At 44.1% G+C, this 22,191-nt stretch carries 27 protein-coding genes; 19 read left to right on the plus strand and 8 right to left on the minus strand.

Going from position 1 to position 22,191, the window contains the following annotated elements; all coding sequences use genetic code 11:
• Positions 1–20 precede the first annotated feature (20 nt).
• From GZ22_RS00355 to GZ22_RS00380, 7 genes are read left to right on the plus strand one after another with little or no spacing between them, the layout of a single operon-like run.
• Positions 21–287 (plus strand): hypothetical protein, encoded by a 267-nt coding sequence (locus GZ22_RS00355; RefSeq protein ID WP_038565337.1) that lies wholly within the window; start codon positions 21–23, stop codon positions 285–287.
• Complete coding sequence (locus tag GZ22_RS00360) at positions 284–1,579, plus strand: O-acetylhomoserine aminocarboxypropyltransferase/cysteine synthase family protein (protein ID WP_038557627.1); 1,296 nt, start codon at positions 284–286, stop codon at positions 1,577–1,579. Before GZ22_RS00355 ends, GZ22_RS00360 begins: the two co-directional genes overlap by 4 nt.
• A gap of 15 nt (positions 1,580–1,594) precedes the next feature.
• The gene (locus GZ22_RS00365; protein ID WP_038557629.1) at positions 1,595–1,978 is read left to right on the plus strand and encodes a NifB/NifX family molybdenum-iron cluster-binding protein; all 384 of its coding nucleotides are present in this window, start codon (positions 1,595–1,597) and stop codon (positions 1,976–1,978) included.
• Positions 1,979–1,991: 13 nt separating this feature from the next.
• Positions 1,992–3,317, plus strand: coding sequence for an LLM class flavin-dependent oxidoreductase (locus tag GZ22_RS00370; protein WP_038557630.1), 1,326 nt, complete (start codon positions 1,992–1,994; stop codon positions 3,315–3,317).
• A 16-nt stretch (positions 3,318–3,333) separates the two neighbouring features.
• A complete protein-coding gene (locus GZ22_RS18135; RefSeq protein ID WP_318250124.1) occupies positions 3,334–3,474 on the plus strand; it encodes a YezD family protein in 141 nt (46 codons plus the stop codon).
• A gap of 24 nt (positions 3,475–3,498) precedes the next feature.
• Positions 3,499–4,497, plus strand: a complete 999-nt coding sequence (locus GZ22_RS00375; RefSeq protein ID WP_038557631.1) for an MsnO8 family LLM class oxidoreductase — start codon at positions 3,499–3,501, stop codon at positions 4,495–4,497.
• Positions 4,484–5,788: an LLM class flavin-dependent oxidoreductase gene (locus tag GZ22_RS00380; RefSeq protein WP_038557634.1), complete on the plus strand. Its 1,305-nt coding sequence runs from the start codon at positions 4,484–4,486 to the stop codon at positions 5,786–5,788. The genes GZ22_RS00375 and GZ22_RS00380 overlap by 14 nt, the downstream gene beginning before the upstream one ends.
• 26 nt (positions 5,789–5,814) lie before the next feature.
• Here GZ22_RS00380 and GZ22_RS00385 read toward each other — a convergent pair whose 3' ends face one another.
• The 3 genes from GZ22_RS00385 to GZ22_RS00395 all read right to left on the minus strand — a co-directional run bounded on the left by GZ22_RS00385 (position 5,815) and on the right by GZ22_RS00395 (position 8,254).
• Positions 5,815–6,267, minus strand: coding sequence for a GNAT family N-acetyltransferase (locus tag GZ22_RS00385; protein WP_038557636.1), 453 nt, complete (start codon positions 6,265–6,267; stop codon positions 5,815–5,817).
• 80 nt (positions 6,268–6,347) lie between these two features.
• Positions 6,348–6,767, minus strand: coding sequence for a universal stress protein (locus GZ22_RS00390; protein ID WP_038557638.1), 420 nt, complete (start codon positions 6,765–6,767; stop codon positions 6,348–6,350).
• A gap of 14 nt (positions 6,768–6,781) precedes the next feature.
• On the minus strand, positions 6,782–8,254 hold the full coding sequence (locus tag GZ22_RS00395; protein WP_038557640.1) for a SulP family inorganic anion transporter: 1,473 nt from the start codon (positions 8,252–8,254) through the stop codon (positions 6,782–6,784).
• A 147-nt stretch (positions 8,255–8,401) separates the two neighbouring features.
• Here GZ22_RS00395 and GZ22_RS00400 point away from each other — a divergent pair, with 147 nt between their 5' ends.
• Complete coding sequence (locus GZ22_RS00400; RefSeq protein WP_038557641.1) at positions 8,402–8,923, plus strand: recombinase family protein; 522 nt, start codon at positions 8,402–8,404, stop codon at positions 8,921–8,923.
• Between the two features lie 205 nt (positions 8,924–9,128).
• On the opposite strand, the gene GZ22_RS00405 is transcribed toward GZ22_RS00400, so the two are convergent.
• From GZ22_RS00405 to GZ22_RS00420, 4 genes are read right to left on the minus strand one after another with little or no spacing between them, the layout of a single operon-like run.
• The gene (locus GZ22_RS00405; protein WP_038557642.1) at positions 9,129–10,001 is read right to left on the minus strand and encodes an ABC transporter permease; all 873 of its coding nucleotides are present in this window, start codon (positions 9,999–10,001) and stop codon (positions 9,129–9,131) included.
• On the minus strand, positions 9,967–10,905 hold the full coding sequence (locus GZ22_RS00410; protein ID WP_038557644.1) for an ABC transporter ATP-binding protein: 939 nt from the start codon (positions 10,903–10,905) through the stop codon (positions 9,967–9,969). Before GZ22_RS00410 ends, GZ22_RS00405 begins: the two co-directional genes overlap by 35 nt.
• Positions 10,892–11,335 (minus strand): DUF3021 family protein, encoded by a 444-nt coding sequence (locus GZ22_RS00415; RefSeq protein ID WP_084160591.1) that lies wholly within the window; start codon positions 11,333–11,335, stop codon positions 10,892–10,894. Before GZ22_RS00415 ends, GZ22_RS00410 begins: the two co-directional genes overlap by 14 nt.
• Complete coding sequence (locus GZ22_RS00420; protein ID WP_038557646.1) at positions 11,335–11,787, minus strand: LytTR family DNA-binding domain-containing protein; 453 nt, start codon at positions 11,785–11,787, stop codon at positions 11,335–11,337. Before GZ22_RS00420 ends, GZ22_RS00415 begins: the two co-directional genes overlap by 1 nt.
• A 178-nt stretch (positions 11,788–11,965) precedes the next feature.
• Between GZ22_RS00420 and GZ22_RS00425 the strand changes: the two genes are divergently transcribed.
• Together GZ22_RS00425 and GZ22_RS00430 are read left to right on the plus strand one after the other, a co-directional pair.
• Entirely contained in the window at positions 11,966–12,808 is an 843-nt protein-coding gene (locus GZ22_RS00425) for an aldo/keto reductase (RefSeq protein ID WP_051747892.1), read from the plus strand.
• Between the two features lie 80 nt (positions 12,809–12,888).
• Positions 12,889–13,713: an aldo/keto reductase gene (locus GZ22_RS00430; protein WP_038557648.1), complete on the plus strand. Its 825-nt coding sequence runs from the start codon at positions 12,889–12,891 to the stop codon at positions 13,711–13,713.
• 121 nt (positions 13,714–13,834) lie between these two features.
• On the opposite strand, the gene GZ22_RS18140 is transcribed toward GZ22_RS00430, so the two are convergent.
• Positions 13,835–14,575 (minus strand): excalibur calcium-binding domain-containing protein, encoded by a 741-nt coding sequence (locus GZ22_RS18140; RefSeq protein ID WP_038557650.1) that lies wholly within the window; start codon positions 14,573–14,575, stop codon positions 13,835–13,837.
• A 207-nt stretch (positions 14,576–14,782) separates the two neighbouring features.
• Here GZ22_RS18140 and GZ22_RS00440 point away from each other — a divergent pair, with 207 nt between their 5' ends.
• The 9 genes from GZ22_RS00440 to GZ22_RS00480 all read left to right on the plus strand — a co-directional run bounded on the left by GZ22_RS00440 (position 14,783) and on the right by GZ22_RS00480 (position 22,181).
• Positions 14,783–15,673 carry a DMT family transporter gene (locus GZ22_RS00440; RefSeq protein ID WP_051747893.1) on the plus strand — a complete coding sequence of 297 codons (891 nt, stop codon included), beginning with the start codon at positions 14,783–14,785 and terminating at the stop codon, positions 15,671–15,673.
• 59 nt (positions 15,674–15,732) lie between these two features.
• Positions 15,733–16,884 carry a GNAT family N-acetyltransferase gene (locus tag GZ22_RS00445; RefSeq protein ID WP_038557652.1) on the plus strand — a complete coding sequence of 384 codons (1,152 nt, stop codon included), beginning with the start codon at positions 15,733–15,735 and terminating at the stop codon, positions 16,882–16,884.
• A gap of 15 nt (positions 16,885–16,899) precedes the next feature.
• On the plus strand, positions 16,900–17,334 hold the full coding sequence (locus GZ22_RS00450; protein ID WP_038557653.1) for an NUDIX domain-containing protein: 435 nt from the start codon (positions 16,900–16,902) through the stop codon (positions 17,332–17,334).
• Between the two features lie 88 nt (positions 17,335–17,422).
• The gene (locus tag GZ22_RS00455) at positions 17,423–18,184 is read left to right on the plus strand and encodes a MerR family transcriptional regulator (RefSeq protein WP_038557655.1); all 762 of its coding nucleotides are present in this window, start codon (positions 17,423–17,425) and stop codon (positions 18,182–18,184) included.
• Positions 18,185–18,256: 72 nt separating this feature from the next.
• Positions 18,257–18,562 carry a DUF3219 family protein gene (locus tag GZ22_RS00460; RefSeq protein ID WP_038557656.1) on the plus strand — a complete coding sequence of 102 codons (306 nt, stop codon included), beginning with the start codon at positions 18,257–18,259 and terminating at the stop codon, positions 18,560–18,562.
• On the plus strand, positions 18,559–19,698 hold the full coding sequence (locus tag GZ22_RS00465; protein WP_038557658.1) for a glycerate kinase: 1,140 nt from the start codon (positions 18,559–18,561) through the stop codon (positions 19,696–19,698). The genes GZ22_RS00460 and GZ22_RS00465 overlap by 4 nt, the downstream gene beginning before the upstream one ends.
• Before the next feature lie 152 nt (positions 19,699–19,850).
• Complete coding sequence (locus GZ22_RS00470; protein WP_038557659.1) at positions 19,851–20,033, plus strand: YolD-like family protein; 183 nt, start codon at positions 19,851–19,853, stop codon at positions 20,031–20,033.
• A 163-nt stretch (positions 20,034–20,196) separates the two neighbouring features.
• A complete protein-coding gene (locus tag GZ22_RS00475; RefSeq protein WP_038557661.1) occupies positions 20,197–21,666 on the plus strand; it encodes a nicotinate phosphoribosyltransferase in 1,470 nt (489 codons plus the stop codon).
• A gap of 242 nt (positions 21,667–21,908) precedes the next feature.
• Positions 21,909–22,181, plus strand: a complete 273-nt coding sequence (locus tag GZ22_RS00480) for an HU family DNA-binding protein (protein WP_038557662.1) — start codon at positions 21,909–21,911, stop codon at positions 22,179–22,181.
• The last annotated feature ends 10 nt before the right edge of the window (positions 22,182–22,191 follow it).

Genomic DNA, 22,191 nt, shown 5'->3' on the forward strand with positions numbered 1-22,191 from the left:
AAGAGAGGAGTCAAAACTTGGTGAATATAGAGCAAGCGCAGCTGCAATGGCCCGACCTCCAGTTCATCAACTGGTGCTCTAGCCAGTATGGAATCAATCGGGGCATCTACAATACGATTGATGCCTGGCTGTATGAGTACGGCATCCTCGAGTTGAAGGAAAGAAGAAAAGTAATGATTCTATTCCTTCAGCAAGCGGGACAAAGAGATGGAGACAAATTTGGTAAAGGCGGGCTTGCGAGGAATTTGGAGCAGTTCATCACGATATCTGAAAGGGTGGGGACATGACGGAGAAACACATTGCAACTAAAAAGTTAGGGTTTGATACAGCAGCTCTCCATGCCGGCCAGCATCCGGATCCGCATAATGGGGCGAGAGCAGTGCCGCTATTTCAAACGAGTTCTTATGTATTTGAGTCAACAGAAAAAGCAGCAGCATTATTCCGCATGCAAGAGCCGGGCTACATTTATTCTCGGAACGGCAACCCGACAAACGCTGTATTGGAGGAGCGATTAACAGAATTGGAAGGAGGAATCGGCGGTTTTGCCGTTTCTTCCGGGCAGGCAGCTATCTCGGTCGCCTTGCTGACGTTGGCAAAAACAGGAGATGAAATCATCACAACGAACGCCCTTTACGGCGGTACATATAATTTATTCGCTGAAACTTTCAAAGGGTTCGGCGTGACCGTGAGATTCGTAGATGGACGTAATCTTGAGGAAGTAGAGCAGGCAGTCAATGACCGGACAAAGGCAATTTTCACCGAATCTATCGGGAATCCAAATGCTGAGATTGCGGACCTGAACGGCTTATCAGCAATTGCTAAAAGACATCATCTGCCATTAGTCGTAGACAACACTTTTACAACACCTTACTTGCAGAAGCCGATAGATTTTGGAGCAGATATCGTCGTCTTTTCCACTACGAAATTTATCGGCGGTCATGGTACTTCTATAGGTGGTGCGATAGTGGATGCCGGCACATTCGATTGGACGAATGAACGTTTTCCAGACTTCAATCGGGATAAGCCGAGTATCGGGAATACATCATTCACAAAACTCGCAGGCGATCGAGCATTCATAGCCAAAGCGCGTTTTGAATTGGGGCATGACCTTGGCACGAGCCTTTCACCATTCAATAGCTGGCTGTTCATCCAAGGACTGGAGACATTGTCTTTTCGTATGAGGCAGCATGTCTATAATGCTAAAAAGACAGCAGCCTTCCTGCGTCAGCATCAGGCTGTAGAATGGGTAAACTACCCGGACTCACCGGATGATCCGCAGTATGAACTGGCCCAGACGTATTTGCCAAAAGGAGTAAGCTCTATTTTCACATTCGGAATCAAAGGCGGTCGAAAAGCTGCAGAGCATTTCATCGATTCTCTAACACTAATCTCTCACTTAGCCAATGTAGGAGATTCGAAAACATTAGCTATTCATCCGGCAAGTACAACGCATGCTCGAATGACGGAGGAGCAGCAGCTGCAGGCAGGTGTATACCCGGATCAAATCCGATTATCAATTGGTTTGGAAGATATTGATGATATTCTTGGAGATCTTGATCAGGCGTTGCAAGCAAATTAAAAGGAGGAGAATCATATGAAGATAGCAGCGGCAATTAACCAGAAGGATTATATCGTTCCAATAGTGGAGGGGGAGACGCTTCGATTGTATGATACGCAAACGAAGGAATTTACGAATATGGAAAATCCGGCGCCTAAATTGACGGAAGGCCGAAGGGGAGCGGCATTGGCATTAGCTAGACAACATGGTGCAGAAGCCTTCGCAGCACCTCCTCAAACGTTTTGTGAGCTTTCTTATGAGAAGGCGCAGCAAGAGCATCTCTTATTCTTCAATTTGGAATCACCACTGCCATTCGATACATTTCTGGAACTTTTGGAGCAAGGATTTGTAATGGGGGAAAGAGAGATTGCATCTAAAAATGTAGCACCTAGTTCGCCGGCTTCGTCCCAATCTAAATGAAGGAGGATCTACCATGGGAGTTAAGCAATTACATTTAGGCCTCTTCCTGATGGGAAGCGGTCACCATATCGCATCATGGCGGCATCCTGATGTGGATTCGAACCAAGTGACTACCTTCAATTATTTTGCGGAAATCGCGAAGAAAGCGGAAGCAGGTAAGCTGGATATGCTTTTTCTAAGTGATGGGCTATCCTTCCATGAACTATCCCATCCTGCAGAGCTGAGCCGATTCGAACCGATTTCCTTGCTGAGCGCACTGGCTGTTGTCACGAAAAGAATAGGGCTCGCTTCCACGGTCACAACCACTTATAATGAGCCCTTCCATGTGGCGAGGAAATTCCTTTCCCTTGATCACTTGAGCGGAGGGCGGGCTGGTTGGAATGTGGTCACTTCTTATTATGAATCGGAAGCTAAAAACTTCAGTAAGTCTGAGCATCTTGCCCATCATGATCGATACATACGGGCAAAGGAATTCCTTGATATAGTGAATGGATTGTGGGATAGCTGGGAACCGGATGCACTGGTGCGAAACAAGGAACAAGGCGTTTATTTCGAGAAAGAAAAGCTTCATCGAATTCATCATACAGGTACGTATTTCTCAGTTGAAGGACCGTTGAATATCGCGAGATCACCGCAAGGGAAGCCGGTTATCATTCAAGCAGGCTCTTCGGATGCGGGAGTGGATCTTGCTGCTAAGTCAGCTGACATTATATTCACCGCTCAGGATAATCTAGCAGATGCCAAAGCATTCTATCAAAGAGTCAAAGATAAAGTTCAGGCATATGGACGCAACCCGCAACATGTCAAAATCATGCCAGGAGTTTCTGTTTATGTCGGAAGTACACGTGAAGAAGCGGTAGAAAAGTATGAGCAATTGCAGCAATTGATTACGCCGGAGGTTGGTCAAAATCTGTTGTCTGAATACCTTGGGGGCTTTGATATTAGTCCGTATGATGTGGATGGACCACTTCCTGAGATACCAGAAACGAATGGCAATAAAAGCCGCAGGGCGTTGTTGATTAAATTGGCAGAGGAAAAGCAGCTGACGATTCGTGAACTCTATCAGTATGTAGCGGGGTCTAGAGGGCATCGACTTATTTTTGGAACAGCTGAAGAAATTGCGGATGATCTAGAAAACTGGCTTCAATCTGATGCTGCAGACGGCTTCAATCTGATGCTGCCATCCTTTCCAAATAGCTTGGATGATTTCGTAGATCAGGTGATTCCCGTGCTTCAAGAAAGAGGAATTTACCGCAAGGATTATACGAGCAGCACATTACGAGCGCATCTAGGACTTCCGGAACCAGAATACAAAAGTCCAATCTTAAATAATCGATGATGAAAGGATGATAGATTTGAGTAAGCAAGAAAACGAAGAAAAGTGGGAAGAGATTATTGAGAAAGTGGATGACCTGCAATATGGCACCGTCTTAATCACTGTGCATGACAACGAAATCAAGCAAGTGGACATTACAGAAAAGAAACGATTCGGCTAGAAATATTAAGCGGGGAGGCATTCCATGACCTATCGATTGGGCATTCTGGATCAAAGTCGATTAGCGGAAGAAGACAATCCGCAAGATGCGCTGCACAACACTGTTCGACTTGCTGAGCAAGCAGAAGAATGGGGATATGATCGATTCTGGGTTTCAGAGCATCATGGAAAAGAAGAGCTTGCAGGCACTTCACCAGAAATTTTGATGAGTTATTTGTTGGCTAAAACAAAAACGATCCGGATTGGTAGCGGAGGTGTAATGCTTCAGCATTATAGTCCGTATAAGATAGCAGAAAACTTCCACGTCTTAGCGAATCTTGCGTCTGGCCGTATTGATGCAGGTATCGGGAAAGGACCTGGGGGAGGACCGAAAACATCAGCGGCACTGCGGCAAGGTGGGCCGGACACGTTCCCTTTTACAGAGAAACTCCAAGAGCTGGACCTGCTTTTAACAGGCAGCTACACAGATGCATTGCCTAGTCCTATCCCAGTAGAACCGCCAGAAAGATTTCTGCTAGGAGCAGGTGTGGCAAGTGCGGAACTTGCTGCTGAGCATAACTGGAACTTCGTATTTGCAGCATTTATCAATGGTGATAGAGAGGAACTTCAACGTACAGCGCAAGCTTACCGAAATCAGTACCCAGAAGGCAGATTCATTTGCTGTCTGCCGGTCTTTGCCGCGAACAGCAGGCAGGCCGCTGTAGCTTTAGCCGGGGATAGTAAAGTATACAAAGTTAAAACAGCCGGTAAGACAGTCACGGTGACGACAAGAGAGGAAGCAGAGAAGTTAGGGAATCAGACAGGTGAAGCGTTCGAAATTGAAGCACATACGATCGAAGTTATCGCTGGTACAGCAGACGATGTACATCATCGTTTGGGACAATTACAGCGGGAGTACGATATAGACGAATTTCTGCTTCTGACGAGCATCGGAACAAAGGAACAACGGATGCAATCCTTCCATTTGCTCAGTCCTGTTCAGTATCATTCGGCGAGAAAGGAGAAAGCGAATGTCAGCAGCTAAAAAAATCCAATTCGGTATCATGATCCAAGGGCCGGGAAATCATATGCACGCGTGGAAGGACCCTCGTATACCTGTCGATGCAAGTGTGAATATCCGCTATTACCAGTCTGTCGTGAAGCAAGCAGAAGCTGCAGGATTCACATTTGCCTTTATTGCTGACGGGTTGAGTATCAGCAATCAGTCGATTCCTCATTTTCTAAATCGCTTCGAGCCTTTAACTTTATTATCTGCTTTGGCGTCGGTCACAAGTCATATCGGTCTCGTCGGGACCTTGTCTACCACGTATAGTGAACCCTTCACTGTAGCCAGACAGTTTGCTTCCCTGGATATGCTGAGCGGCGGCCGGGCAGGATGGAATCTCGTCACTTCACCGAATAAAGGAGCGGCTGCTAATTATAACAAAGGACAGCATCCGGATCATGCAGAACGATATCGAATTGCCCAGGAGTACCTTGAGGTCGTGCAGGGATTATGGCATTCATGGGATGATGACGCCTTTGTACGTGACAGGGAAACAGGCCAATTCTTCAATGAAGAAAAGATGCACACACTTGATCACAACGGCGATTATTTTTCGGTTAAAGGCCCGTTGAATATCGCTCGTTCGCCGCAAGGTCAGCCGGTCATCTTCCAAGCAGGGGCTTCAGAAGCAGGTAGAGACTTCGCTTCAGCTAATGCTGATGCGGTCTTTACGAATGCTGCAACTTTGGAGGAAGCAAAACAATATTATAAGGATGTAAAAGACCGAGCTGAGAAGAATGGAAGACAGATCTGTGTTTTCCCAGGTATTCAGGTTATCGGTGGAAGCACATTAGAAGAAGCAGAAGAAAAGTATAAGCAAATCCTTTCTTATACGTCGATTGATGATGCGCTGCTTTATTTGGGCAGGTTCTTCGATCATTTTGATTTCAGTCAATACCCACTCGACGAACCTTTTCCCGATATCGGAGACGTTGGGAAAAGCGGCTTTCAATCTACAACAGATGCTATTAAGCAGCGAGCAAAGGATCAACAGCTTACTCTCCGTGAGACAGCACTGCAGATAACAGTACCGGAGGGTGAATTTTTCGGAACGTATGAGCAGATTGCAAATAAGCTTATCGAATGGATCGATCAAGATGCTGCTGATGGCTTTATCTTTGGGGCGCCAATTCTAGCGCCGGCACTTGAAGAGCTTATAACACATGTTCTACCTATACTGGAGGAACAGGGCTATTATTCAACAGATTATAAGAGTCACACACTGCGAGAGAATTTAGGTTTAACAGAGCTTTCTGCCGTACCGGATTAAATGCAAAAAAGTACCACAGATGCAATTTAAAGATTATAACGGAAACGGACCATATCTCTGCACTGAATACCATTTTCAAAGATAGGTTCTTCATAATGGCGGAGAAAGAAATCATGATCAATTGCTATCATGCGGAAGCCGCATTTTTGATAGAAGGCAATTTGATCAATACTGGAATTGCCTGTTCCTACTTCCAGATAAGCATAGCTCTGTGCGCGGGCTTGCTCAATCGCATGATGGATGAGTTTTTTACCTATACCTTTTCCTTGATAAGCTTCTCTGACAGAAATATTGATTACTTCCGCGATTTCTGAGCTGGTCGGCAGCAGAACGTAAATGCCGGAGATATGATTGTCCGTTTCTGCAATAAAACTGCTTCCTTGACGAAGGTAAGACTCTATTTTTGTTATAGATGGATCAGCTTCGAGCAAGAGATCCATGGGTGGTGTTTCAGTTGGGTGGAGCTTGCGTATCTTCATCAATTCACACCTCGATTTTTTTCTATAATAGGCTATGAAAAAGGCTGCCGAAACCCTTCGGCAGCCTTTTGTTACGGAAGTTATTTGACAATCATGACAGAGCATTTTGCTCGTTTCGCTACACGACTGCTGACACTTCCAAGGACTATTTCCTGGAGTGGATTTAGTCCGCGGCTGCCGATGATAATGAGATCTGCTTTGGTATCACGTGCATGCTCTAAGATCATCGGTGCAGGTTCGCCGTGTTTCATGATCAGTTTGTAATGGATAGATGCTGCTTCGAAAGCATCACGGAAACGCTGGAGCTTTTCGTCGCGTTTGCTTTGCAGTTGAATTGGATCAGTACTGTGCAGAACATCTGCTTTTGTTTTTTCATAATCAAGAACTTGAATTCCCTCCACGTGAGTTCCAGGCTGCAGCTTTGCAAGCTGTATGGCGTGCTCTGCTGCAAGGAAGGAGTGGTCGGACCCGTCAATTGCTACTACGATTTTCTTAAACATGGATGCACCGCCTTTTAATGGTTTGATACGTTCACATGTGCTGAATCGCTAGTTGTCAATTTGTGCATAAGTGCTTGGCTATCTTTGTTCAACCCTTCTAAGGTAACGGAAGAGCCCTTCTCCTTAAATTTTAGCACGACTTTGTCAATCGCTGCCACTGCGGAGTCATCCCAAACATGAGTGTTGGTGAAATCAAGTGTTACTTGTTTTGCTGAATTTCCAAAGAAAAAGCTACTTGTGAAATCGGTCACGGAAGCAAAGAACAGTTGTCCGGTAATAGTGTAGCGAATATGATCTGCTGTAGTGTCGGTTCTTTTTTCGACTTTCACTTTCGATATTTTAGCAACAAAGAAAATAGCGCTCAGCAGAATGCCTATAAATACACCGATAGACAGGTTATGCGTCACCACAACAGCAATGACAGTCACGACCATGACGGTTGAATCGGATAAAGGGACACGGGTAAGGCTGCGCAGTGAGGACCAGTCAAACGTGCCGATTGAAACCATGATCATGACCCCAACAAGTGCGGGCATTGGTATTCTTACTACCCAGTCTCCTAATACAAGGATGAGAAACATTAGAAAAATACCTGCAACGAGAGTAGAAAGCCGTCCGCGGCCGCCGGATTTGACGTTAATGACGGATTGTCCGATCATCGCACAGCCAGCCATCCCGCCGAAAAAGCCAGTTACAATATTGGCAATACCTTGTCCTCGGGCTTCTTTGTTCTTGTTACTGCCTGTATCCGTCATGTCATCGACGATTGTGGCAGTCAACAAGGATTCCAGCAATCCGACAATCGACAAAGCAAGTGCAGTCGGGAAAATGATTTGCAATGTCTCCGAGTTGAGAGGGATGTCAGGAATCAGGAAAGAAGGCAGTGCTTGTTTTATTTCTCCTAAATCACCGACAGTCCGAACGTCAATATGCAGGAACAACGACATAATTGTCACTGCCAAGATGGCAACAAGCGGAGCAGGAACAGTTTTCGTGATGAGTGGGAACAAATAGATGATGGCAAGCGTTACCCCCACTACGATATAGGTAGTCGTATTGATACCGATGAAATGTGGAACCTGCGCCATAAAAATCAGAATAGCGAGTGCGTTCACGAATCCGATCATGACAGAGCGTGGAATGAATTTCATAAAACGGGCAATACCTAATACGCCGAATACGAGCTGCAATACACCAGTCAAAATTGTAGTAGCGAATAAGTATTGTAATCCGTGGTCCTTCACTAATGTCACCATCAATAAAGCCATTGCGCCGGTTGCTGCAGAGATCATTGCCGGTCTGCCGCCGACGATAGCAATGACAACTGCCATCGAGAAGGATGCATATAATCCGACCATCGGATCCACGCCTGCGATGATAGAGAATGCTATTGCCTCCGGAATCAAAGCCAAAGCAACAACTATACCGGAAAGAATGTCCCTGCGGATGTTGCCAAACCATTGCTTATTTAATTGTACTGCTGCCAATTTAAATACACCTCATTTATATTATTTTGTTGACTTCTAAGTCTCATAGAAGTCGAGTCCGAATTTTGATAAGCTTACTGTAACATGATTCAGGTACTTTTGGAACCAAAACTAACGTTTTTGGTACTTTATTTGGAGTGAGATAAATTGCGAATTGGATATATACGTGAGTTTGTTCAGGGAAAATGGGATATGCAGCCAACAGAAATGATGAACTGCGAAACAATGATAGAAGAGAAGGAAGACGTGCAAGGTCAGCCTCTATTAGAGGAACTCTTGGAAAGGCTGCAGTACGGGGATGTGCTTGTTGTGCGCAAGCTTTACAGCCTGGCAAATTCGACAAAGCATCTGATCGAAATTTGCCGTAATTTGCAGGAGAAGCAAGCGGATCTTGTATCGATCGAGGATAGTATTGATACGAGAGAAGACTCGTTTTTTCAGCATTTGGAGCAGATTGCTGTATTCCGGAAAGAAGTGGTAGGAGAAAGAACTAAGGCAGGGCTTTCTGAGGCAAAAGCAAAGAACCGAGCGGGCGGGAGACCGCGAAAACCAGATAGGAATGTTCAAAAAGCTATCGATATGTATCGAAGTAAGAAATACTCGATAGCTGAAATAACCATTGAGACAGGTATCAGTAAGACAACGCTGTATCGGTATCTTCAAGAATAGAATTTGTCGGCATTTGTTTTATGATCAATCGTTTGTTTAGGTGAAAAATAAGCACCTTCATCACATTTGGATGAAGATGCTTTTCATTTTTTTATCAACCATATTCTTAATAATTGCAATCCATACACTACTGCAATGATGTTAACTAGGAAGAATGATACAACATCATTCTAATATACTTCTAGTACCCATTATCAATGTTTATCTACATTCGAACTGATCGCATCCATACACCAAGACTTAAAAATATAACCCCTGTCAGAAAGAGAATACCGAGTATAACGGGCAGTTGAGCAGCAGAATCAAATAAGGTGATTTGCAAACCAAATGTATCTTTAAACCCATCTAAAATCGGGGCGGGAGCATCGGCAAAGGTAGTTTCAATTGCAGGCTGCATCAGAACGTCACGTAGTGCTGCGACACCATAAGTCGGGGGAAAGAACTTGGTTATTTCCTGCACAAATGTCGGTAGCTGTCCGATTGGTATGTAGATGCCAAGCAGAAATCCGGATAAGGTACCGACCAGAGTACCCATCGATGAAAAAGATTTTCTGGAACGGATTAGAACTGTAATAGCGAAAAGGAAAGTTGCCGAAGAAAAAGTAATCAGCATGATTAAACCGATCGCCGATAGTAAGCCATTCCAAGTGACGGTAGGTTTATCACTCAACCAGAAGTATCCTTGAGCAATGAGCAAGGCGCCGACAGAAAATAGTACAGCGATCAGCCAAGCGGATAATAGATACCCGATAACCAATTGAGTTCTTGTTATTGGCGTAATCAATAAAGCGTGCAGCTGGTTGCTGACCGCGTCTTCAATCATCGTACTTAAAACAGCCAATGTGACTGTCAGGGAAATGACTACAATGATTCCGGCGAGAAGCCAGCTTTGCATCAGCTCCTTCATGCCAACGGCTCCCTGAGCTGCTTGCTGTGCCGAATTAGTCGTCACATCAGCTAAGAAAAGCAAATAAAGGACAATAATGATACTTGTTGTGAGTAAAGACATGAAGACAGCAGTCTTGTCACGAAAATACAATCGATTAGAGCGCTTTGTCAGCTGCCAGATTGTGTGCATGTGTATTCTCCTTTACTAAGTTAATGAACACATCGTCCAGACTGCCTTTAATTAATTCGAAATCGGTGATACTGTCCTCTAAATGTCGCAGGATATGGTACGCTTGCAAACTGTTTGGTACGGAGATTTGAAACGAGTCGTTCTTAAGGTTGTAGCTGTGACGATGTTCATCTAAATACGTTGCTGCAAGATCGTTATCGTTCACCTGCAAGCGTAATGTATCTGAAGCGTAAAGCCGTTTTAACTCAGCTGGTGTGCCCTGAGCCTTGATTTTACCTTTATCGATGACAACAATTTGATTTGCTTCAGCCGCTTCCTCCATGTAATGCGTCGTCAGAAATACAGTCATCTGGAGCTGCTGCTGCAGACTTGCAATTGTTTTCCACACATCGACTCTTGTTTGAGGATCCAGACCAGTCGTCGGTTCATCCAAGAATAGAATGGCTGGCCGGTGCAGCAGTGCCCGGGCTATCTCTGCACGCCGTTTCTGTCCGCCTGACAGATGCCGAAATTGTTTTTTTAGGATGGGTTCCAGCAGCAAGGTATCAGTTACCCAGGAGATACTTTTTTGAGTATCAGTTTTCGACATACCATAGAAACGCCCCCACATGTCGAGATTCTCCTTTACGGTAAGAACATCATCGAGTACATTATCTTGAAAAACCAAACCAATCCGCTTGCGAATTTCTGCGTCATCCTTGCCCGCTTGGAAACCATCAACGCAAATAGTGCCATTTGACTGCTGCAAGCGGGTTGCAATCATATGGATGGTTGTCGACTTTCCCGCGCCATTTACACCTAAAAATGCGAATAGATGCCCTTTCTCCACATCGAAGGATATGTCATTCACAGCAATGAACTTACCATAGCTTTTCGTTAGATTATTAATTTCAATGATTTTCATTCGCTCCAGCCTTCTTCCTTTTATAATTAGCCAGTTCTTCATTCAATTGCTTTGCTTCAACACTATGAATAAGACGATAGATAGCCCAAAGGACGATATAAATGAAGATAACAAGAGCAAGTAATAACCCGAGCAGCTTCCAGTTACTTGTATCAAACCAGCCGAACAGAGCAGCGGAACCTGTGAAAGTACCCAAGACAACAATCAGGAACAGAAGTGAGCGGGTAAGGATGTTAGATTCATTTGCTCGCTTGAGAAACAAATGCTGTATCCAAGTCAGCACAAAAGTAATAAGCAGATTTTGAGGTACAAGGGCAATATCCATTGTGTTATTTCCGATGAAGGCATAAATGTATACGCTTGTTGCCAAAATAGAGAACATAAACATGATGCCCCATGTTTGGATGAAACTTACGATAGTCTTCATCATTACTCCTCCTTTCCTAATCCGAGCTTATGTTTTAGCTGCGGTACGTACTGCCTGGAAATTATGACTTTTTCTCCGTTCGTGAGGGTGGCTGTGAGTTTCCGGCCTAGAGTGGGCTTTAGCTTTTCCACCTTTGAAAGATTGACGATAACAGATTTAGATATACGTATAAGATCAGGACTGAAATGCGACTCCTCTATTTGATACAGCTTTAATGAGGATTGGTATACAGCGTTCTTATCATAGAGAAATACTGTATTGTCCACGGATTCAATGTAGTAGATGGATTCTGGCTGGAGAAGATGCAGCTCGCCGTTCCTCTCACCAGACAATCGTTCCTTGTTAGAGATTGATAGGATTTTGACAAGTTCTAGAATGCTCGAGTCTGTTTGACGGCAGGTGATTTGCACCTCGGTTTCCTGGCAATTGTCGTCCTCCTGAATTGTGATTTTCATAGCACACCTTCTGTCTTTTATTTGTTGATATTTCCAGTGTAACGGTCAGCAGAGGAAAAACAATAGCAGATGGTGTATCCTGCCAATAAGAGCAGTTAAGCTGCCATCTATATATTGATCAAACGTTTGATAAAGATAGCTGACCGGGAAAAAGTAAGTATTTAAGGAGGAGAATACGATGAAGACTATTACCCTGCCGGATGGAACAGAATTAGCGGCGATCGGACAAGGAACTTGGTATATGGGGGATGACGAGTCGACGCGTCATGATGAGATTCAGGCCTTGCGCACGGGACTTGATCAGGAATTGCAGGTGATTGATACAGCTGAAATGTATGGTGATGGCCGCTCCGAACGGCTCGTACAAGAGGCAATTGCAAATCGAAGGGAAAAAGTTTTCCTCGTTTCGAAGGTGCTGCCATCACATGCAGCATTCGATGATGTGCTTGTAGCCTGCGATCGTTCCTTGGAGCGATTAGGAACAGATTATCTGGATTTGTATTTGCTTCATTGGCGCGGAGCGGTGCCGCTTGGTGAGACGGTGGCAGCTTTTGAACAGTTGAAGGAAGAAGGAAAGATTAAGCACTGGGGTGTATCTAATTTCGATACAGATGATATGGAAGAGCTATGGAATGTTGAAAACGGACAGAATTGTGCAGTCAATCAAGTACTCTACAATCTTACTGCACGAGGAATCGAATATGATCTGCTTCCATGGCAGAAGGAAAAAGGCATTCCGATTATGGCATATTGTCCATTAGCGCAAGGTGACCGAAAGGAAATCCTGCATAATGCCGCAGTCCGTGACTTGGCAAGAGCATACGATGTTTCTGTTTCACAGATTGCTTTAGCGTGGACGATTCAGTCAGGGCATGTACTCAGTATTCCAAAAGCGGGACAGGCTGCTCATGTGGTGGAAAATGCTGAGGCTGGTAATCTTGTCTTAAATAAAGAAGATCTTGCAAAATTAGACAAGGAGTTCCCGCCACCGATGTCGAAAGTACCGTTGGAGGTCGTGTGAATGCATAGGCATTTTACATGACAGCCTAATGCAGGCAACGCTATACTAAACGAGAAAAACCGCTAAAGGAGTGCTTTTAAATGAACTATGTAACACTGAACAATGGCGTGAAAATGCCACAGCTTGGCTTTGGAGTCTGGCAGGTTGGAGATGAAGAAGCAACTGCAGCAGTAGCGAAAGCACTTGAAGTTGGTTATACAAGCATCGACACAGCAATGATCTACAAAAACGAAGCAGGAGTCGGCAAAGCAATCAAGGAAGCTAACGTAAACAGAGAAGATCTGTTTATCACAACTAAAGTATGGAATTCTGACCAAGGATTCGACAATACAATTGCAGCTTTTGAAGCAAGCCTTGAGCGTCTTGGTCTTGAATATGTGGATCTTTATCTTATCCACTGGCCTACTCCTCAATATGACGAGTATGTAGATACGTTCAAAGCACTAGAGAAGCTTTACAAAGACGGTCGCGTGAAAGCTATCGGCGTATGTAACTTCGAAATCGAGCATTTGGAACGTCTCTTGAAAGAAACAGAAATCGTACCAGTCTTGAACCAAGTGGAGTGCCACCCGTACTTGGCACAAAACGAACTAAAAGACTTCTGCAAAAAGCATGACATCTTTGTAGAAGCATGGAGCCCGCTTGACCAAGGCGGCGATGTGCTAAAAGATGAAGTTGTGACAGCAATTGCTGAAAAACTTGGCAAAACAGCTGCACAAGTTGTGCTTCGCTGGCACCTTCAGAATGACACAATCGTCATTCCGAAATCGGTAACACCATCCCGTATCGAAGAAAACTTCCAAGTATTCGACTTTGAGCTTTCTGCAGAGGATATGGATGCAATCAACAAATTGGATGCAGGACGCCGTAAAGGTGCACATCCGAATGACATGAACAAACGATAAGAAAGAAGAGCGCCGAGAGGGCGCTCTTTTTTTGCGTTGACACTCATATTGTAAGAGGTCTATAGGTGTAGAATCAAAAGAAGGCTATCTGAATATCAGACAGCTTTCATTCTTACCTTTCTTACCATTCACAGCCTATTCCATCTCCGTCACGATCTAGATGCCTGCCGTATCCAGGATCTCCTTCGCTAACTGGCGCTGCTCCAGCTGCTTTAGCAGCAGTACAGTTGTCAAAATAAACACTAGTTGCCGCTGTGTCATTTGACTCTTCTTCGTAAGTATTTTCGTTACTACTAGAAGCTGTTTGTACTGATGTTGTTGCTTTGGACTCTAGATTATCAATTTCGTCTTCAGCATTCGAGAGTTGAGTTGTTAGCGTGCTGTTTTTCTCTTTTTCAGAATCCAAATCACCTTGTAATGTGTCTTTCTCTTTTTCTAATTTTTCAATGTTAGTTTCTAAGGTTTCTTTATTTTTGCCGCTTTCTTTTGCATCCTGGTTCAAGTCATCGTTTTTCTTCTTTAGATCTGAAATCGTAGATGTCAGGTCCTTCACTTCCTGAGCTGATGCGTCTAATTGATTTTGAAGTTCATCCTTCTCTGTTGTTAAAGTATCTAGTTTCTGTTGTAAGTCAGCATCAGCATCATTTTGTGTTGCTAGAGTTGCATTACCGTCACTTGTTACGGACCAACTAAAAGTGAAAGTGATCATGCAAAAGAAGAAGAGGAGAATTGCACCTGGATATATATACAGAATATGCCGTCGTCTTTTGAAGAAAGCGAACCTAGGGTTAATTAACCCTAAAACAAGAAATATAAGTGCTGCTAAAAATAACGCCAGAAAAATTAGTGCAAGTGCTAACATAAAACAAAACACTCCTTATTTGAATTTGGAAAAACAAGAGTGTGTATAGTGGTAAAATTTGCTTTTCTTGAGCATTATATACTATGTTTTTGGATTTTGGTGGAAAAATATTAATTATAAATACATTTTAGTAGATTATTTATAGTAACCTTGGAGGAAGTGAATAGATTTTATCTGCGCATGCTAAGCGGAAAGAAGGGAGACGTTATGGAACGAAAAGGGCATATCTATAACCTTATTTCAATTCTAATGATGGCGATAGGACCTCTGCTGGCTAAGTTCGGCGTGCTAGAAATAAGCCCGGCAAAAGCTGCAATCATTAATGTGCTCGTTATTTTACTAGCGAGCTATCTATTCGGATGGGTTCAAGGTAAACAAGTAACCTTTTATGCAGATAAAGAGATGATTCTGCTCGGGGTGCTAAATTCGTTCGGTGTTATTCTCCTTTACATAAGCACCAGTTTGTTATCTCCCGTTGAGATAGGGTTTATTGGCCGCTTCTACACGGTATTCGCAATCCTGCTGTCTTTGCTCATCCTGAAGGAGCGATTGAACAGAAAAGAAACGTTCTTTATCCTCGCAGCCATGTTAGGGATCTTTCTATTTATTGATACGGCAAACGTATATGGTGCTAGCTTGATAGGCAGCGTGTGTGCACTCTTCCAGACATTCTTCTTTGCTCTCTCCAATATCTATATTAAGAAAACGATGGCGACCGATAAGGATTCCAATTCTATCTTGTTCACAAATAACTGTATCGCGCTTGTTTTTGTGACGCTCTATGCAATCGTTACTGGACAGCTTTGGGAAGGAACTATATCGTTCTCAGGTATAGGTTTGATTGCATTATCTTCTTTACTGACGGGTTTCATTGGCACACTGTTTCTATATGAAGCATTGAAGTATTTGAGATTTTCGATTGCCAATACGATACGCGCATTTAGTCCGATACTGCTCGCTGTTATCTCTTTTCCTTTCTTCCCGGTTGAAGTCACATGGCAAAAGATCGCAGGGGCAAGTGTTATGCTGCTTTCGATTTTTCTTCTTACTGCAGATAAAAAGAAGGGACATCATTCACCCAAAAAGAATACTGGTTGATGATAAGGTTTGTGCATGTCTATGCTATAGTAAAAGGGAAAATTAGAGGAGGGATCAGGATGCAGTCAGAACGGTTGCAGAAGCAGGATTTGGAAGCGGCGATGCGGATGTCGGAGTATGCTTTCCGTTACCGCATACCAGAGGATAAGCTAGACGCAAGACTGGAGCAGATGGATCAGCACCAGGAGCTTTATGGTATCAAGGAAAATGGGAAGTTGGCTGCTAAGCTGCAGCTGTTGCCTCTTTCGATCAAACTTGGTGAGCAGACAATGCTGATGGGCGGGATTGCCGGAGTGGCAACATATCCGGAATATCGCCGGAATGGATATATCAAGCAACTATTAACTGATACGCTTTATCACATGCGTGAGCAAGGGATGCCTGTTTCTATGCTGCATCCATTTTATGTCGACTTCTATCGCCGGTTTGGATACGAGTTATTTACGGATCGTACGATTTATACACTGAAGAAGAAGGACCTCATTCGTCTGGCTCCGGTGAATGGAACAATTGAACGTATGAAAAAAGAAGAACATACGCAGGAAATTGAAGATATTTATACTGCTTATGCAGCTACATACAGCGGCATGCTTGCGCGGGAAGACTTTTGGTGGAAGTATCGGGTATACCGCGACCATGATTTTATTGCCCTGTATCGTGACTCTGAGGGCAAGGCGCAAGGGTATATCATTTATGAGATTTCTTCGCGTGACAAGTTAGATGTTTCGCAATTTGTTGCGCTTAATGCCGAGGCACGTATCGGTCTGTGGAATTTCCTTGCGCAGCATGATTCCATGTTTGAGGAAGTAAAATTAGACCTGCCGCCGCATGATCCACTCGTCTTCATGTTGCCAGATCCACAGCTTGAAGTGAAGCATTACCCATACTTCATGGCTCGTATTTTAGATGTACCAGCCTTCTTCGAGAAATACGATTGGCAAGGAAGTCCTGCAGGTGTTGTGCTGCATGTGGAGGATACGATCATCAAGGAAAATAACGATACTTTTACTTTTAAGGATGAAAACACAGTGATTTCATCAGAGGCGAAAGGCATTAAGCTATCCATCAATATGCTTGCTGCTATTGCGTTTGGTTACAAGCGTCCGCTTGTTCTTTGGCAGGCAGGATTGATAGACGGACCAGAGGAAATGATCCGTAAATTCGAGCTGAGTATCCCAAGGCGTGAACCGTACATCTATGATTTCTTCTAAGGAGATTAGCATTATATGAAAAAGAAAGAATTTCACCGCCTTGCCCGTGCTGTAATCCGAAAAGGAGACAGCATCTTACTTGCTAAGGCTGAAGGATGGCAGAATAGCTTCCTGCCTGGTGGTCATGTGGAAATTGGAGAAGGCGCTGAGACAGCCCTGCTGCGGGAACTGCAGGAAGAGCTTGGTGTAAATGGCAGGATCACTAGCTTTCTCGGGGACTTCGAACATAGTTGGCAGCACGATGATACAGTACATTTTGAACTGACGCATGTTTTTGAAGCTGTGATTGATAAGGAGCAGGTCGAGAGCCAGGAGCCGCATCTTAAATTCTTCTGGGCAACAGTTGAAGAGTACGAAGAGCTGGATTTGCAACCTTATCCACTTATCGACACTTTGCGTGAAAGCCAGCTTCCTGCGTCCGTGTGGCGGAGTACATTGGAGACAAACTGATTTTATCGGTTTGTCTTTTTTCTTTAAAAAAGGCTTGCGGTTGACGCAGCGTCATCGTTTAGATTGTAGTCAGAAGGAGGGAATCATAATGACATACACCGTTCAGAAGCTGGCAGAGCTTGCTGGTGTAAGCAAGCGTACACTGCGCTATTACAATCAAATTGGTTTGCTGCATCCAGCTGAAATCAATGCGAGCGGTTATCGGATTTACACGGAGAAAGAAGTGGATCTGTTGCAGCAAATTCTTTTTTTTAGAGAGTTGGATGTGGATCTCGCAACGATTAAGTCTATTATCTATTCTCCTGATTTCGATAGGAAGAAGGCTTTAGAGGAGCATCGAGATAAATTGTTGTATAAGCAGGAGCATATCCGAATGCTTCTTGGAAACGTTGAAAAAAGCATACAAGCGATGGAAAGGAAGGTAGAGATGACCGATAACGAGAAATTCATAGGCTTCAAGGTAGAGAAAATCGCTGAAAATGAGGCTAATTATGGAGAAGAAATCAGAGAAGCATATGGCAAAGAAGCAGTAGAAGCTGCCAATCAAAAATATCGTGGTCTGAGCGAGGAACAGTATAGGAAAATGGAGGCAGTTGAGCAGCGTTTATTCGAAAAATTGAAGCGTGCAATGCAGGGAGGAGATCCAACATCACCAGGTGCAATGCAGACTGCTGAGCTGCATCGGGAATGGCTGTCATTCAATTGGTCTGCCTACTCCAAAGAAGCACATGCAGGTCTAGCAGAGATGTATGTCCATGACGAGCGTTTCACGGCATATTACGACAATAAAATCAGAGAAGGAGCAGCTCAATTTCTCCGGGATAGCATCAGGCATTACACAATGCAGTAGGAACCATGCTTAGCTTTTGTATTCCAAAAGTAAGAGGTGATACACTTATTGGAAAAGGAGAGATGATAAGTTATGAACAGAAAAGTAGTAGTGAACGGCATGGATTTGGCGGCTTATGATTATGAACATAAATATGTCACGAAAAACGGGAAGGAATTGAACGAGATCAGCTTCAAGTTCCCCGTAACAAGTGAGGATTACCATGATGTAGCTGTTTTGCTGTATAAAGATGATTTTCGAGTGGAAGTTCCGGAAGAAAACATTGCTTTCGAAGCAGCGATTAAACAATACAGCACAAGCATTACAAATCTGTATGAGAAAGACCGGGTAGGCGAATATTCCTTGGTGCTGGAGGAGAAGGCAGGAGCTGCACTATGAAGATTGTCGTAGCTCCTGACTCCTTTAAGGAGAGTATGACAGCCTTGGAAGCCGCATCTGCATGTGAACAGGGAATCAAACGGGCGATTCCGAACGCGGAAGTTGTGAAGGTACCAATGGCAGATGGCGGTGAAGGGACTGTGCAATCGCTGGTCGACGCAACGGGCGGCAAGCTGCATACACGTGAAGTGACAGGACCTCTTGGGAATAAAGTGACTGCAGTATTTGGTATGCTTGGTGACGGAAAAACGGCTGTTATTGAAATGGCTGAGGCATCGGGTCTCCATCTTGTACCACGTGATCAGCGGGATCCGCTTCGGGCTACAACGCGTGGAACAGGCGAATTGATGCAGGCCGCATTAGATGCAGGGGCAGAGCATGTCATCATCGGCCTTGGCGGCAGCGCAACGAATGATGGAGGCGCAGGTATGGCTGCTGCTCTAGGAGTTGAATTCCTTGATGCAAAAGGCCAGCTCCTGAAAGATGGTGCGCTAGCTTTGAAGAAACTCTCCGAAGTAAAAGCAGAAGGAGTAGATCCGCGCTGGCAGCATGTCCAAGTAGAGGTAGCCTGCGATGTGGAGAACCCGCTGACTGGGGAGAATGGTGCATCTTACGTGTTCGGTCCGCAAAAAGGTGCGGATGACGAAATGGTCATTCAATTAGACGAGATACTCACACATTACGCTGAGAAAGTAGAACAGACTATCGGGAAATCAATTAAGCAGCTGCCAGGTGCAGGAGCTGCAGGCGGATTAGGAGCAGGGTTAGTGGCTTTCCTGCCCGCAGAACTAAAGAGCGGTATCACCATAGTCAAAGAAGCAGCGGGGTTGGCTGATCATATTAAGGACGCAGATTTGGTTATTACAGGCGAAGGAAAGATTGATGGCCAGACGATTTATGGAAAGACACCAATAGGAGTAGCGAGAACAGCAAAACAATTCGGAGTTCCGGTCATTGCTATCGCCGGAAATGTAGGTGAAGGAAGCGAGGCAGTGTATGACCATGGAATAGATGCTGTGTTCAGTATCATGCCGGGAGTGATGGACTTGTCAGAGGCGTTGATTAATGGGGAAACAAATATTGAACAAACTGTCTACAATATATGTAAAACGATGCAAATTTCCCGAGCATTCTAAAAGAAATCTTTCCTTGCAAAATAGAAATTGAAAGATACCTTTCTTTATGTATAAAACTTCACAAATTGGTCACACTGTTATGTGTAAGCGGTTACTTTATAGCGTATACTAACAATATAAAGTGGAGGGTATACAGAAAGGAGAGGCTGAGAATGATCTTGAAAGCGCTTAAGGAAACAGGTGATATGACGATCTCTTATTATGAGAACGGCATGCTGCATACCTTTACCGGAAGATATCATAATCTGAATCTCTTGGACCAAACACTTTGCCTGGAAAATGCTGAAAAGAAACGAATGATAATCCATATCGCGGGTATTAAGCATATACATTAACAAACCGCTGAAAGCATCTCTTGATGTTTTTCGGCGTTTTTTTTATGTTTTTTACCATTTTTGCGGTACAATAGATGGAACAAATAAGATACCCGTTGCCTTATGTAAACGGATACGGGAAAACAGCTGTCAGAGAACGGGCTGATTAGTGGAGGTTTCAAGCATGAGTTCGCAATATCCAGATGATGGACTGGCTTTACATACAGATCTTTATCAAATCAATATGGCGGAGACGTATTGGAGCGATGGGGTCCATGAAAGAAAGGCAGTGTTCGAGGTTTCGTTCCGCAAGCTGCCGTTCGGTAATGGCTTTGCCATATTTGCAGGATTGGAACGTGTTATAGAATATTTACAGCAATTCCGTTTCACAGAGAGTGATCTGGCGTACTTAAAGGATGAGCTTGGCTACGGGGAAGACTTCCTGGCTTATCTAAAGGATTTGCGCTTTACAGGAACTGTGTACTCTGTTGTTGAGGGAGAGCTTGTCTTCAGCAATGAACCGCTTATGCGGGTCGAGGCTCCGCTGGCTGAGGCGCAGCTGGTAGAGACGGCAATTTTGAATATCGTCAATTACCAGACGCTGATTGCGACAAAGGCATCCAGAATCAAGCTCCTGCTTGGCGATGAGATTGCACTAGAGATGGGCAGCCGTCGTGCGCATGAGTTGGATGCAGCGGTCTGGGGTACGCGAGCAGCCTATATCGGCGGTTTTGAGGCTACTTCGAATGTTCGTGCCGGCAAGAAGTTCGGCATTCCGGTAGCAGGGACATTGGCACATTCAATGATTCAGGCTTACCGTGATGAATATACTGCATTCACTAAGTATGCAGAGCGACATACGAATTGTACATTCCTTGTCGACACATACGATACGCTTCGTTCTGGTGTACCGAATGCTATCCGTGTTGCAAAGGAACAGGGTGATAAGATTAAGTTCACTGCAATCAGACTTGATAGCGGAGACTTGGCTTACTTATCCAAAAAGGCTCGGAAAGCGTTGGATGATGCCGGATTTACTGATACTAAGATTTCCGCATCGAATGATTTGGACGAAGAAACGATTCAAAGCTTGAAGTCACAAGGAGCTAAAATAGATATCTGGGGCATAGGTACGAAGCTGATTACTGCTTATGATCAGCCGGCCTTAGGTGCGGTATATAAACTGGTGAGCATCGAGGATGATGGTGCTATGCAGGATACAATCAAAATCAGTGCCAATCCCGAGAAGGTATCGACGCCAGGATTGAAGAAGGTTTACCGAATCGTCAATCGGATCAATAAAAAATCCGAAGGCGACTACATCGCCATGGAGGATGAAAATCCGCAGGAAGAAGATCATCTGAAGATGTTCCATCCTGTCCATACGTATGTGAGCAAGTTTGTGACGAATTACGATGCAGTTAATTTGCATCAGACAATATTCCAGGACGGCGAGCTTGTATACGAGCTGCCAGCTATTGAAGATATCAAGGCTTATGCGAAAGATAATCTATCTCTGCTATGGGATGAGTATAAACGTCCGAAAGCTCCTGAGGAATATCCTGTCGACCTTAGTCAGAAGTGCTGGGATAATAAGATGGCGAATATCCAGAAAGTGAAAGAGCATGTAAAATCTTTGCACACAACAAGTTGATAGGGTTACAATTCTGTTTAATGGGAATAACTGTATCATCCAGTTCTTATCTTTTAAATGGAAAACCTGTGAAAATGCTGTTGCAGCAATGTTAAGAATGCAGATTAATAGCCATGAACACAGGGATGCATGCTATAATAAGGAAATACGGGAACATCTATGTTCCTGCACATTAATCTAAAACATACAGCTTTTACATCAGGTGAAGGTTATGTATAAATTTATCAAATGAGGTGTTTTTCATGAACAAAGCAGAACTAGTAGAAGCAGTAGCACAACAAGCAGAACTATCTAAAAAAGATGCAAGCAAAGCAGTTGATGCACTACTTGAAACAATCTCTGAAACACTTGCTAAAGAAGAAAAAGTACAGCTTGTAGGCTTCGGTACTTTTGAAGTAAGAGAGCGTGCAGCACGTACTGGCCGTAACCCACAGACGGGCGAAGAAATCACAATCCCTGCTTCCAAAGCGCCAGCTTTCAAAGCGGGTAAAGATTTCAAAGAAGCTGTAAAATAAGAAAGATTCC

Origin of the sequence: Terribacillus saccharophilus, from assembly GCF_000725365.1 — a bacterium.
GTDB classification, from domain to species: Bacteria; Bacillota; Bacilli; order Bacillales; family Amphibacillaceae; genus Terribacillus; species Terribacillus saccharophilus.

Coding starts and splice junctions, on each gene's coding strand:
- GZ22_RS00360 (WP_038557627.1), top strand. CDS start 284: ATGACGGAGAAACACATTGCAACTAAAAAGTTAGGGTTTGATACAGCA.
- GZ22_RS00365 (WP_038557629.1), top strand. CDS start 1,595: ATGAAGATAGCAGCGGCAATTAACCAGAAGGATTATATCGTTCCAATA.
- GZ22_RS00370 (WP_038557630.1), top strand. CDS start 1,992: ATGGGAGTTAAGCAATTACATTTAGGCCTCTTCCTGATGGGAAGCGGT.
- GZ22_RS00375 (WP_038557631.1), top strand. CDS start 3,499: ATGACCTATCGATTGGGCATTCTGGATCAAAGTCGATTAGCGGAAGAA.
- GZ22_RS00380 (WP_038557634.1), top strand. CDS start 4,484: ATGTCAGCAGCTAAAAAAATCCAATTCGGTATCATGATCCAAGGGCCG.
- GZ22_RS00385 (WP_038557636.1), bottom strand. CDS start 6,267: ATGAAGATACGCAAGCTCCACCCAACTGAAACACCACCCATGGATCTC.
- GZ22_RS00390 (WP_038557638.1), bottom strand. CDS start 6,767: ATGTTTAAGAAAATCGTAGTAGCAATTGACGGGTCCGACCACTCCTTC.
- GZ22_RS00405 (WP_038557642.1), bottom strand. CDS start 10,001: ATGCACACAATCTGGCAGCTGACAAAGCGCTCTAATCGATTGTATTTT.
- GZ22_RS00410 (WP_038557644.1), bottom strand. CDS start 10,905: ATGAAAATCATTGAAATTAATAATCTAACGAAAAGCTATGGTAAGTTC.
- GZ22_RS00415 (WP_084160591.1), bottom strand. CDS start 11,335: ATGATGAAGACTATCGTAAGTTTCATCCAAACATGGGGCATCATGTTT.
- GZ22_RS00420 (WP_038557646.1), bottom strand. CDS start 11,787: ATGAAAATCACAATTCAGGAGGACGACAATTGCCAGGAAACCGAGGTG.
- GZ22_RS00425 (WP_051747892.1), top strand. CDS start 11,966: ATGAAGACTATTACCCTGCCGGATGGAACAGAATTAGCGGCGATCGGA.
- GZ22_RS00430 (WP_038557648.1), top strand. CDS start 12,889: ATGAACTATGTAACACTGAACAATGGCGTGAAAATGCCACAGCTTGGC.
- GZ22_RS18140 (WP_038557650.1), bottom strand. CDS start 14,575: ATGTTAGCACTTGCACTAATTTTTCTGGCGTTATTTTTAGCAGCACTT.
- GZ22_RS00440 (WP_051747893.1), top strand. CDS start 14,783: ATGGAACGAAAAGGGCATATCTATAACCTTATTTCAATTCTAATGATG.
- GZ22_RS00445 (WP_038557652.1), top strand. CDS start 15,733: ATGCAGTCAGAACGGTTGCAGAAGCAGGATTTGGAAGCGGCGATGCGG.
- GZ22_RS00450 (WP_038557653.1), top strand. CDS start 16,900: ATGAAAAAGAAAGAATTTCACCGCCTTGCCCGTGCTGTAATCCGAAAA.
- GZ22_RS00455 (WP_038557655.1), top strand. CDS start 17,423: ATGACATACACCGTTCAGAAGCTGGCAGAGCTTGCTGGTGTAAGCAAG.
- GZ22_RS00460 (WP_038557656.1), top strand. CDS start 18,257: ATGAACAGAAAAGTAGTAGTGAACGGCATGGATTTGGCGGCTTATGAT.
- GZ22_RS00465 (WP_038557658.1), top strand. CDS start 18,559: ATGAAGATTGTCGTAGCTCCTGACTCCTTTAAGGAGAGTATGACAGCC.
- GZ22_RS00470 (WP_038557659.1), top strand. CDS start 19,851: ATGATCTTGAAAGCGCTTAAGGAAACAGGTGATATGACGATCTCTTAT.
- GZ22_RS00475 (WP_038557661.1), top strand. CDS start 20,197: ATGAGTTCGCAATATCCAGATGATGGACTGGCTTTACATACAGATCTT.
- GZ22_RS00480 (WP_038557662.1), top strand. CDS start 21,909: ATGAACAAAGCAGAACTAGTAGAAGCAGTAGCACAACAAGCAGAACTA.